This is a genomic window from Pseudoalteromonas sp. NC201, assembly GCF_002850255.1.
GTDB lineage: Bacteria > Pseudomonadota > Gammaproteobacteria > Enterobacterales > Alteromonadaceae > Pseudoalteromonas.
On the sequence record NZ_CP022522.1, the window covers coordinates 287,354 to 299,336 of the forward strand.

General features: G+C 44.3%; 10 protein-coding genes. 8 read left to right on the forward strand and 2 right to left on the reverse strand.

Annotated features, from left to right (window positions below; all coding sequences use genetic code 11):
• Positions 1 to 58: 58 nt before the first annotated feature.
• Entirely contained in the window at positions 59 to 1,786 is a 1,728-nt protein-coding gene (locus PNC201_RS01205) for a response regulator (RefSeq protein WP_102055909.1), read from the forward strand.
• On the opposite strand, the gene PNC201_RS01210 is transcribed toward PNC201_RS01205, so the two are convergent.
• Positions 1,772 to 2,389 carry a hypothetical protein gene (locus PNC201_RS01210; protein WP_102055910.1) on the reverse strand — a complete coding sequence of 206 codons (618 nt, stop codon included), beginning with the start codon at positions 2,387 to 2,389 and terminating at the stop codon, positions 1,772 to 1,774. The two genes, PNC201_RS01205 and PNC201_RS01210, sit on opposite strands and share 15 nt — an antisense overlap.
• A 159-nt stretch (positions 2,390 to 2,548) precedes the next feature.
• Complete coding sequence (locus PNC201_RS01215) at positions 2,549 to 3,424, reverse strand: TraB/GumN family protein (protein WP_102055911.1); 876 nt, start codon at positions 3,422 to 3,424, stop codon at positions 2,549 to 2,551.
• A gap of 528 nt (positions 3,425 to 3,952) precedes the next feature.
• Between PNC201_RS01215 and ilvG the strand changes: the two genes are divergently transcribed.
• The 7 genes from ilvG to PNC201_RS01255 all read left to right on the forward strand — a co-directional run bounded on the left by ilvG (position 3,953) and on the right by PNC201_RS01255 (position 11,957).
• Positions 3,953 to 5,614, forward strand: coding sequence for an acetolactate synthase 2 catalytic subunit (ilvG, locus tag PNC201_RS01225; protein ID WP_102055913.1), 1,662 nt, complete (start codon positions 3,953 to 3,955; stop codon positions 5,612 to 5,614).
• Positions 5,611 to 5,853, forward strand: coding sequence for an acetolactate synthase 2 small subunit (ilvM, locus tag PNC201_RS01230; RefSeq protein ID WP_010376329.1), 243 nt, complete (start codon positions 5,611 to 5,613; stop codon positions 5,851 to 5,853). Before ilvG ends, ilvM begins: the two co-directional genes overlap by 4 nt.
• A gap of 20 nt (positions 5,854 to 5,873) precedes the next feature.
• A complete protein-coding gene (locus PNC201_RS01235) occupies positions 5,874 to 6,797 on the forward strand; it encodes a branched-chain amino acid transaminase (protein ID WP_102055914.1) in 924 nt (307 codons plus the stop codon).
• A gap of 92 nt (positions 6,798 to 6,889) precedes the next feature.
• Positions 6,890 to 8,746, forward strand: a complete 1,857-nt coding sequence (ilvD, locus tag PNC201_RS01240) for a dihydroxy-acid dehydratase (protein WP_102055915.1) — start codon at positions 6,890 to 6,892, stop codon at positions 8,744 to 8,746.
• A 2-nt stretch (positions 8,747 to 8,748) separates the two neighbouring features.
• Positions 8,749 to 10,290, forward strand: a complete 1,542-nt coding sequence (gene ilvA / locus PNC201_RS01245; protein ID WP_102055916.1) for a threonine ammonia-lyase, biosynthetic — start codon at positions 8,749 to 8,751, stop codon at positions 10,288 to 10,290.
• 57 nt (positions 10,291 to 10,347) lie between these two features.
• Entirely contained in the window at positions 10,348 to 10,782 is a 435-nt protein-coding gene (locus PNC201_RS01250) for a hypothetical protein (RefSeq protein ID WP_102055917.1), read from the forward strand.
• Positions 10,783 to 10,904: 122 nt separating this feature from the next.
• Entirely contained in the window at positions 10,905 to 11,957 is a 1,053-nt protein-coding gene (locus PNC201_RS01255; protein ID WP_102055918.1) for an ABC transporter substrate-binding protein, read from the forward strand.
• Positions 11,958 to 11,983: the final 26 nt, after the last annotated feature.

Consider the following 11,983-nt stretch of genomic DNA (forward strand, 5'->3'; position numbering starts at 1 on the left):
CTGTAAATAATACGATTGTTAACTACACTTAACATTGCCGCTGAGACAATGCTATGAGATGAAAAACAAAAATATGTCGTTAATAAGTAAAGTTAAAAATCGCTATATCGGGGCGTTACTAGCTATGGCTATATTGCTGTCGATGGCGATGGGGATTATGCAGTACTTGCTGTATCAGCAGAGCCTAGATGCACACGTAATTAATATTGCGGGTATGCAGCGGATGTTGTCCCAACGTATCGCGCTATATAGTGCGCAAGACAATCAACGAGATAGTGAAGCGCTACGTCAAGCCATTGATAAGTTTGAAAGTAATCATGAGTTTTTAACTAAAACAGAAAGTAGTGGAGAGGCTATTTATCTGAATGAGGCGCTTACAGCGCTTTACTACCAAGGGCCGGTGCAGTTGGATTTGCAAAGTACTACTTTTGTCACTTTATCAAGGTCTCGGTTACAGCAATCCACTCCTCAATTAATGGAGCAAATCTTTACTGCGTCTCAGCATATACTCCCAAACCTGAATGATGCCGTTTCACTATTCGAGCAGCATGCGCGAAGTAAAACAGAGATGGTGAGGAAAATAGAATTGTTAATCTGGCTACTTGGACTGTTGCTACTGTTTATAGAAGCGAAACTTGTATTTCGCCCAATGGCGCGAGAAATTGCTGAAGCACTCGATAAATTAGAGGCGGCAAGAAAGCTTGCTGACGATGCATTACACTCAAAATCACGATTTTTAGCACGCGTTAGTCACGAGCTAAGAACACCATTGCAGGCCATTCAGGGGTATTTAGATGAATATCTGAGGAGCAAAGACACGCAGCAATTACAGCATGTGAAAAGCGCAGCAAATCAATTGGATGTATTACTCTATTCGGTTCAAGACTTTAATAACCTTTCCGAGCAAGAAGTGGTTATTGAGCGTCATCAAGTCGCATTGCGAGAAGTAATAAAGTCAGCTTGTATCGCCTTTCAACTAACCGCACACAAGAAATCTCTCGCTTTTAATTTGGCATTGAGTAATGAGTTAGATGTGACTTGTTATTGTGATTGTAAGCGTGTTGGTTGGTTGATCAGTGAATTGGTTAATAATGCAATTAAATTTACTGAGCGTGGCAGCATTCAAGTATTTGCGGATTTGGTTATAGATGAAGATACACCATATTTAGAATTTGTCGTTGAAGATACTGGGCCTGGGTTCGACTATCAGCAGTTACGAGAAGCTGTGCATAGCGAGCATTTTCAAGGCACGCAGTTAGGGCTGAAGCGTTGCCAATTACTCACCTCAGCGCTTGGAGGACGATTAGATTTTAGTGCAAGGGAGCCAATCGGTACAAGAGCAATCCTGAGAGTCCCTATTGAAATTGACAATCAACAGGTACCGGCTCATACAATGGAGCAGGTGTCGGCTCGCATTTTACTGGTGGAAGATAATTTACTAAATGCACGCGTGATTGAAAAAATGCTTCAGCCCATAGCAAAATTGGTAACGCATGTCGAACATGGTGAAGGTGCCCTTGAAGTATATGAGGTGGGTAAGTTTGATATCGTGCTAATGGATTTGAATATGCCTGTGATGGATGGCTTTGAAGCCACTGAGCGTTTGAGAAAGCTAGATCCAGCTGTGCCTATTTTGGTCGTGACCGCAAATACCAATGCGGAGGATCTGGATAAGGTCTACGCACTTGGCGCAACGGCTCATTTGTATAAGCCGTTGCAACCGGATGTGCTGCATAGCAAAGTGGCGCTATTACTGAATAAGTGTGGAGACTTAGTCTCGTCTTAAACGAATATTTCCAACTCCGACTTCTGCATCGATGGAATACTGGCCTTGACCACGATAGTCTGTTGTCGAGCCAACCATACTCTTTTCGGAAGTTTCTACGTTGCCAAAACCTGACATTGCCGTTTTACCAACACCTGAATCTAAAGACACTTTTTTGAAATCGGTGGTGGTAGTCTCAATTTTAATTTTTCCTACGCCTACCTCTAAATCAGCAGAGTTATTAAGATCTTGAATATCAATTTTGCCAACACCAACCTCAACATCTAAAGCCAAATTAACAGGCACCTTAACTTGCCAAGATAGTTCATAATCATCCGAATTGATCTCAAGTGATAATTTATCCCCTGATGTGTTGCTGTTTAGGGTGGCCTCACTCACATCTGGTTTACCAAACCAACTGTCTGACTCTTTCGGTTCAACCAAAATTTCGACCTCTATGGTGTCGCCGTTGTAAGTTTGTAGGTCGATTTTACCTACGGCAATATCCACTTCTAACTCGGCTAGGCTATTGCTTGGGAATGATGCTGTAATGGTTTTTGATTCTTCTGCTTGTGCAGTCATTGCCGCTGCACTTAATGCTAAAACTAACGCTACCTTTTTCATTATTTTTTACCTTCAACGAGAGTGTTTGAAAGGTAAGTCGCACATAAAAATGAAAAGGTTTAAAAAGATTTTTATTTTTTTAGGGCGTGTTAATGGAAGTATCTGTTTAACACGCCTACAAAGTAAACTGCTTACCTCTTGGCAAGATAGCGCTGAGTGTTATAGTCGGGTGACTGAATAACCATTGTTTTTAAGCTGCTCAACAAGACCATATTTTTCAACAAGATGTAATGCACCAACGGCAATAAACGTTGATTCATTGGGGAGCTGCTTTTTAAGCATTTTCACCCAGTTATTATTGCGTTCAATGATCATCAATTGCTCGGCTAATTTGCCATATTTATCATCCGAAAAACTTACCTGATAGTAATGTGATAACTTCTCTAAATCGCCGCTTCGCCATGCGGAAACTAAATCCAAGAAGTAGGTGTTCAAATCAGACATCTGTGCAAATGTTTCCTTGAGCATAGCGTCACTATGAATACTCAGCTGACTGAACATTTCAAGCTGATATTCTAAGGTTTCAAATTCACCAATTGGGATCTTCTTTTCGTTTGCGTAGGCAATTACTTGTTTATCGATGCCATTGGTATCGGTAAATCCAAGCTTTTGATATTCCAGTTGTAGCATAGTTATCATCACGGCCCATGGCGCATAGCGTTCAAATAAGGCGATATCTATCTGCTTTTTGGAAAAGTAGTCTTGTAGCTTCTGATAGACTTCTGCAGAGAGCTGATCTTTTAGTGTTTGGTTGTTTTTTAACAGCATAAATGGCATGGAGCGCTGTTGGATCGCAAATGGAGAAAGCGCCTCTAAGTTCACTTCAACCATGACTCTATCACTACTCGCAATGGCGCTTTTTACCTTGGCTGGTAAACCATGCATTTGTTCGTCACCGACGTGGACGGTACCAAATAAGTACGACGTTTTGTTGTCCTTTTCTACTTTCCACAGGCCAACTTCTGCGTTGGCGAGATTACTGAAAAGGCTTAAGTAAAGATAAATAAATAACAATGGTGAAAATACTTTAACCATAGTAATGATCCCTGTTGGTTTTAAAAAGTCAGTCTGCGATATCGAAATGTGAATGTCACTAAAAAATGAAGTACGCTTGGGCGGTAGAAAAAATTTCATATGGGCAAATCGGGAAAGTAAATTTTTCGTTATATCGAAACTGAACCAATAGAAAATTCGCATTTTAAAATGTGTGGTTGTTTTAATTCTTTAGTTTGTGGTTTTTTGGTTTTTTTATGCGTTAAACTCGGGTTTTTAATTTTAAATAGCATAGTTTTTTGTGTTGACTTCAGTGTGCAAGGCGCGGTATTAATAGAAAAAGAGGCAGCACAGTACTTACACTGAATGATTGCCAAGTTTAAATTTACGGAATTCAAGCAATGTTACTAACAGCAACTCTACTAGTCGTGATTATCAACGTGGTGATTATTATTACCGCGGGGGCTAGTTAGTGCTGTAAGAAAAGTATCAGCATAAACGCCCCCCGCACCAAAAGGTTCGGGGGGCGTTTTCGTTTTAGGGCATAAAAAAGGCAACTGAGAGCAGATCATGAGCAATTCAACAACCGGCGCACAACTTGTTATCAAGGTGCTAGAAGAGCAAGGCGTTAAACACGTATTTGGTTACCCAGGTGGTGCCATCATGCCCATTTATGACGCTTTGTATGGCGCGCCAGTTAAGCATTATTTGACTCGTCATGAGCAAGGTGCTGGTTTTGCTGCTGTTGGGTATGCTCGCAGTACTGGCAAGCTTGGGGTTTGTTTTGCCACTTCTGGACCCGGCGCGACGAACCTTATCACCGCACTTGCTGATGCCATGATGGATTCAGTTCCGCTATTGGCTATCACTGGGCAAGTGCCGACCGCTGCTATCGGTTCGGATGCCTTTCAAGAGGTGGATGTACTGGGCATGTCTTTGTCATGTACTAAGCACAGCTACATGGTTGAGCGAGCGGAAGACTTGGCTGAGATATTACAAGAAGCCATGTACTTAGCGCAGTCTGGCCGACCCGGTCCGGTGTTGGTCGATATTCCCAAAGATATCCAGTTAGCTAAAGTACCTTTTCATCCTTTTGCTGCGCCACAAGACGAACAGCCGAAGGTTTCACAAACTGAAGTAGCAAAAGCCAATCAATTATTATGTGACGCTAAACGACCTGTTGCCTACATTGGCGGTGGCGTGCAAAGCGCTGATGCGCAGTCACAGCTGATGCAATTTTTAGAAAAGACCCATATGCCGGCCGTATCGACGCTAAAAGCTTTGGGCAGCGTAACGCCGGATTATGATTATGACTTAGGAATGCTCGGTATGCACGGTACTCAGGCGGCGAATCTGGCGGTTCAGCAATGCGACTTATTGGTATGTATCGGGGCACGGTTTGACGACCGTGTAACGGGGAATTTGGCAAAGTTTGCTGCAGGGGCAAAGGTGATCCATTTAGATATTGACCCTGCAGAAGTGGGTAAACGCAAACCCGCAGCGGCTTCGCTTATTGCAGACTTAAAACAGTCATTGCCACAACTTGAGTGTGTGGTTACGAATAGCGAATGGCTAGAGACCATCGAAGCACTGCAACGTCAACATGCATGGCGTTATGACTATCCTGGCGAAAAAGTATTTGCACCGTATTTGTTAAATCAACTTAGCCAGAAGCTACCCAATACAGCGGTAGTGTGCTGCGATGTAGGCCAACATCAAATGTGGGTGGCCCAGCACATGAAATTCAGTCATCCAAGCAATCACTTAAGTAGTGGCGGTGCAGGCACGATGGGATTTGGCTTACCTGCTGCAATTGGGGCACAGATAGCACGTCCAGACAACACGGTGATCACGGTATCAGGCGATGGCTCCATCATGATGAATATTCAAGAGTTAGCAACCATCCGCCGTAATAACCTGCCAGTTAAAATATTGATATTAGACAATCAAAGGCTGGGTATGGTGAGACAGTGGCAGCAACTCTTTTTTGACGGTCGTTACAGTGAAACCGACCTGTCAGACAATCCAGATTTTGTCTCATTGGCTGCCGTGTTCGGTATTCCTGGACAGACAATTACTCATGCAAACCAAGTAGATGATGCCGTTGACGCCATAGTGAATGCGCAAGGGCCCTATATTTTACATGCTTGTATCGACGATAAAGAAAACGTATGGCCGCTTGTTCCACCTGGTGCTGCCAATGATGAAATGATGACGGAGAGCCTTTCATGAAACACCATTTAACCGTTGCAGTAAAACAACAGAGTATCGCAGTGGAGCGCTTTTTACGCGTAGCCAGACATCGCGGATTTCGCTTAACGAATTTGGAATTACAAGGTCAAGATGACTTATTCCACGTCAAAATGACGGTAGATAGTGACAAACCTATCTATTTATTAACCTCACAACTGAGTAAGCTAGTAGAAGTGCAAGCGGTTGACTTGCATACACTACAGAAACAGGCAATTTAGAAGAATTAAGGTAGTTAACAATGACACAAACATCAGAAGTAATTTGGCATAACGGTGAAATGGTTCCTTATTTTCAAGCGACCACCCATGTGCTTAGTCATGCTTTACATTATGGCAGCTCAGTTTTTGAAGGGATCCGTGCTTACGATACGCCAAATGGTCCAGCTGTTTTCCGCTTAACCGATCATATTCAGCGCCTCTTTGATTCCGCGAAGATCTACCGTATGGAAATTCCTTTTACCCAAGAGGAAGTAATTGCGGCATGTAAAGAGACAATCCGTGCAAATGACTTTACCAATGCTTACCTTCGTCCATTTGCATTTTTAGGTCATGTCGGCCTTGGTTTAAATCCGAAATCGCACCGTGCAGATATGACAGTCGCTGCGATGGAATGGGGTGCGTACCTTGGTGAAGAAGGCTTAGCGCAAGGTGTTGATGTGTGTGTTTCTTCTTGGAGCCGCCTTGCACCAAACACCATGCCTACAGCGGCTAAAGCGGGTGGTAACTATTTATCTTCACAGCTTATTTCAGGTGAGGCGAAGCGTAATGGTTATGTTGAAGGGATCGCGCTTGATGTTAATGGTTATCTGAGCGAAGGTGCTGGTGAGAACTTATTTGTTGTGAAAAAAGGCGTGCTTTACACCCCGCCTACCACAGCTTGTATTCTACCAGGTCTTACGCGTGACACTATCATCCATTTGGCGAAAAAACGCGGTTATGAAGTACGTGAAGAGCCGATCGCTCGCGAAGCGCTTTATCTTGCTGATGAGTTCTTTATGGTTGGTACCGCAGCGGAAGTAGTACCTGTTCGCAGCGTAGATAAAATTACGGTTGGTAATGGTGGTAGAGGTCCAATTACGGAAGAGTTACAGCAGGCCTATTTCGCTTTGGTTAAAGGTCAAGCTGATGACGAAAATGGCTGGTTAGAGTACGTAAACGAATAATTTTATTGGTATCGGGGTCAAACGGCCCGAACAAAAGCGCATTGTAAATTGTGGGAATGAGGAACTCGGCATAGCCGAGAAAAAGGTGAAACATGGCTAAATTACGGAGCAAGACAACTACTGAGGGCAGACAACGCGCGGGAGCTCGTGCATTGTGGCGAGCAACGGGAATGACGGACAGTGATTTCCATAAACCGATCGTTGCGGTCGTGAATTCATATACCCAATTTGTTCCGGGTCATGTTCACCTCAATCAACTTAGCGCATTGATGGCTGATGCGATAACAGAAGCTGGCGGCGTACCTCGCGAATTTAATACCATTGCTATTGATGATGGTATCGCCATGGGTCACGGCGGCATGCTTTACTCGCTTCCGTCTCGAGACTTAATTGCAGATTCGGTAGAGTACATGGTTAACGCTCATTGTGCCGATGCTATGGTCTGTATTTCTAACTGCGACAAGATCACCCCTGGTATGCTACTTGCGGCACTGCGGTTGAATATTCCGGTGATCTTTGTTTCCGGCGGCCCGATGGAAGCGGGAAAAACTCGTTTAGCGGATATCGATCTAAAATTGGATCTTGTCGATGCCATGGTAAAAGGCGCAGATCCGACGGTGAGTGATGAAGACTCTGAGCAAGTTGAGCGCTCTGCTTGTCCTACTTGTGGTTCGTGTTCAGGCATGTTTACTGCCAACTCCATGAACTGTCTTTTAGAAGCGCTGGGCTTAGCGTTACCTGGTAATGGTACGACATTAGCGACACACAAAGACCGCCAACAGCTTTATTTGGGCGCAGCAAATCGCATCATGGCTTTATGTGATGAGTACTATGGTAAAGACAACGAGCAAGTGCTGCCACGCAACATTGCTAACCAAGCCGCATTTATGAACGCCATGACATTAGATATCGCGATGGGCGGTTCATCCAATACCGTGCTGCATTTATTGGCGGCTGCGCAAGAAGGCTTTGTCGATTTTGATATGAATGACATAGACCGCTTATCTCGTAGCACACCCTTTTTGTGTAAAGTTGCTCCGGCAACACAACAGTATCACATTGAAGACGTTCACCGTGCTGGCGGCATTATGGCCATTCTCAACGAGCTGGCCAGAGGCGATAAATTGGACTTGTCGGTGGGGCACGTTGCTGGCGGAAATCTAGGTGAAGTTATTGCGCGTTGGAATGCTGCAGACAGTGATAATGAACGGGCACAAACTTTCTATCGCGCGGGGCCTGCTGGGATCCGCACTACCCAAGCTATGAGCCAAGAGTATCGCTGGGATGAGCTTGATTTAGACCGTGAAGGCGGCTGTATTCGCTCTATCGAGCATGCCTTTAGGCAAGATGGCGGCCTTGCAGTATTAAAAGGTAACTTAGCGCCTGATGGTTGTATCGTGAAAAGTGCCGGGGTGGCCGATGAAATGCTGCGCTTTACGGGGCCCGCTGTAGTATTTGAATCTCAAGACGATGCCGTCGAGGGAATACTGGGTGGCCAAGTTAAGAAAGGTGATGTAGTGATCATTCGCTACGAAGGGCCTAAAGGTGGTCCGGGTATGCAAGAAATGCTGTATCCAACTAGCTATCTTAAATCGATGGGGCTAGATAAAGACTGCGCTTTACTTACCGATGGTCGTTTTTCTGGCGGTACTTCTGGACTTTCTATTGGTCATGCGTCTCCAGAAGCTGCCAGTGGTGGCAATTTGGCGCTGGTTGAAAACGGCGATGTTGTCGCCATCGACATCTATAATCGCAGTATTGACGTTAAACTGGACGACACCGAGTTGGCGCTGCGCCATGAAAAGCAACTCGCTCGTGGTAAAGAAGCGTACAAACCAGTTAACAGAGAACGTTATGTGAGTCCCGCACTAAAAGCCTATGCACTGTTAGCAACGAGTGCCGACAAAGGCGCGGTACGTGACTTACAAAAACTAGAGGAGTTAGGCTAGCGATGGTTTCCCAAGAGCTTGATTACTTTAGAGCCATTATTCAGGCGAATGTGGCACCGCTCGTTGAGGTAACGCAAGTGAATCAATTAGAGCAAATGTCCGCCCAGCTTGGTAACCAAATTTGGCTAAAAAGAGAAGATCAACAGCCGGTCTATTCTTTCAAATTGCGTGGTGCGTATAACAAGCTACGTCAGTTGCCGAAAGGAGCGCAGGTGTATACTGCTTCTGCGGGTAATCATGCTCAAGGGGTTGCACTAAGTGCAACGCATCTAGGTCAGCACGCCACCATTGTAATGCCTGTGACTACGCCAGAGATCAAGGTCAACGCGGTTCGTAAACTCGGTGGTGAAGTGATCTTACACGGCCATCACTTCGATGCGGCAAAGCAGTACGCGCTAGATCTTTGTGCAGCGCAAAGTGGTGTTTTTGTCCCGCCGTTTGATGATAAAGATGTGATCATCGGCCAAGGTACGGTGGCGCGAGAGTTAATTCAGCAACTTGATGAACTAGATGTCGTATTTATTCCTGTAGGAGGTGGTGGTTTGCTTGCGGGAATGGCGGTGTATTTGAAGTCACTTCGCCCTGATATCCGTATTATTGGGGTAGAAGCTGAGGACAGTGCATGCCTTAAAGCCGCGCTTGAAGCGGGAGAGCCCGTGGAGCTTGAGCGAGTCGGTGGCTTTGCGGACGGCGTGGCGGTAAAGCTTATTGGTACAGAAACTTTTCGATTAGCACAAAAGTTCTGCGACGAAGTCGTGACGGTTAATGCCGATGAAATTTGTGCGGCGGTTCAAGATATTTTTGTGGAGACGAGAGCAACTGCAGAGCCTTCCGGCGCGTTATCAACTGCGGGCTTGAAGAAGTGGCTCGCGCAAACGGGCGAAAAGGGGCTGAGTGTTGCGGCTATCTTGTCAGGCGCTAATTTAAACTTCGATCGGTTGAGGTATATCGCCGAAAGAACGGCGCTAGGTGCTAAACATGAAGCATTGCTCGGGGTGACTATTCCTGAAGAAAAAGGCAGCTTTAAGCGTTTTTGTCACTCTCTTGGTGGCCGAGCGATCACTGAGTTTAACTATCGCTATGCCGGCTGTGGCGAAGCGCAAATTTTTGTTGGTGTCGGGCTTAGAAATGGCCAGCAAGAACTAACTGAGTTAACCGCCTCGTTGCATCAAAATGGCTATCTGTTTGACGACTTATCAGATAACGAACTGGCAAAGTTACATGTGAGATATATGGTGGGTGGTAAACCACCAAGCGTCATGAATGAGCGTTTATTGCGGTTTGAATTTCCTGAATATCCAGGCGCATTAGCGCGCTTTTTAGACATGCTCGGCTGTAATTGGAATATTACTTTATTTCATTATCGCAATCACGGTGCGGCACAGGGTAATGTGTTAGCCGCTTTTGAAGTTGAGCCCAGTGATTATGAGCGTTTTGATGAACATCTTGCAAAGTTAGCGTATCAATTTCAAGAAGAAACAAATAACCCGTGTTTTACACGCTTTTTGCATGGCGAGCAGTTAACAAAGCAAAAGGCTGGATAATAAGTACTGAGTTAGGTACGCTGGTCATGAAAGTATCTAATTTTATCAGTGAATTACATGATTAGAAAAAGAACAAATAAGGACATCTTCATCACGTTAGTTGCAAGGCTTGTATTGTTTGCGGGCTTATATTTTGGTGTGAGCGCGCTTTGGCCAGACCTGATCGAGCACACACTTTTCTTGCCAATTGCGCTTGTAATAACAATGATATCGGTCGTATTCCGAGGCGATTTTGATACCAACAGACGCCCAGAGCAGATGTTATTAAAAGAGGGCGAGAAGTTAATACTCATCTACGGGGAAAATAAAACTATGATGCCAATAGCACAAGTTGAGTCTGTCGCTATCGATGAGAATTATCTTGGGATCATCGAGAAGAATAATGGTAATGGCTATGACATTATGTGTAAAGGCAGCCAAGAGCAGATCTATCATCACCTTAAGAACATACTAGGTACACATATAGAGAATTGTAAAGTACAACTGCTTTGAGCCCTAGTCAGCTAAAGTAGCACTTAGCTTACTGTTATATTCAATACTTATCCAATCTTAATGGCAGCCTGAGCACTGTAAACTATAGTTAGCTATTATCAGTTGAAAAACGCAAGGATATGATGTTTAGGTACTATGTTGCGTTATTACTTTTATTTTTGAGCACTCAAATTGCAGCCCTTGAAAAAGTCACATTACAGTTAAAGTGGACACATCAATTTCAGTTTGCTGGTTACTATATGGCAAAGGAAAAAGGGTTTTATCATAGGGAAGGGTTAGACGTTCATATTCTTCCTGCCGATCCCAATAATCCTAACGTTGATTTTCGTGTGTTATATGGTCAAGCTCAGTTTGGTGTGTTTCACTCAGGCCTCTTAAAACAAAGACTCAATGGTAAACCCTTTGTGGCGCTTGCTGCGATACTACAGTCTTCTCCTTATTGTTGGATGGTAAGAGCCGACAGTGATATTTATGTTCCTCGTGATTTTCAGGGGAAACGCCTCAGTCATTTAGGACACACAGAAAACGGTGAGTTGCTCATGATGTTGCAACGTGCCGGCGTCAATACACAAAATATGCGCTTGTATTCAGGCAATGAGCCACTGAAAGACTTTATCGCTGGTAAATTTGATGCGATGCAAGTTTATAGCACCAATGAGCCCTATGCAGTACAGCAAAGCGGTCTATCAACCCGTGAAATTTGCCCAAAGCAGTTTGGCTTAAACGTTTATGCTGACGTGCTCTTTACTACGGAAAGCGTACTAGAAAACCGCCCTGAGCTTGTTAAACGCTTTCGTCGTGCGAGCCTTAAAGGTTGGCGATACGCTATGTTACATCTAGAAGAAACCTTAGCGATAACGAAGCAGCAATACGCTACCCAAAAATCCTTGGAACAGCTCGCATTTGAGGCAGAGAAGTTAAGGGAGTTCATAAAGGTGGCTAATATTCCAATTGGAACAATGTCAACGGCAAAATGGCAATGGATAGCACAGCTATATCACTTAGATGTGAGTCAGTTTCATGAACACAAAGCGCGCTTTATTTATTCAGAAGTGAAGAATGAACAACCTAAGTTATCTTGGGTGTTGATTATTGCAGCGATTTTGACATTGGTTTGTATTCCAATGTATATCCACTTAATTTTTTCTCGTAAATATCATCAACAATTACGCTAGAATAAGGGTATTGTTTCCCTGACAAC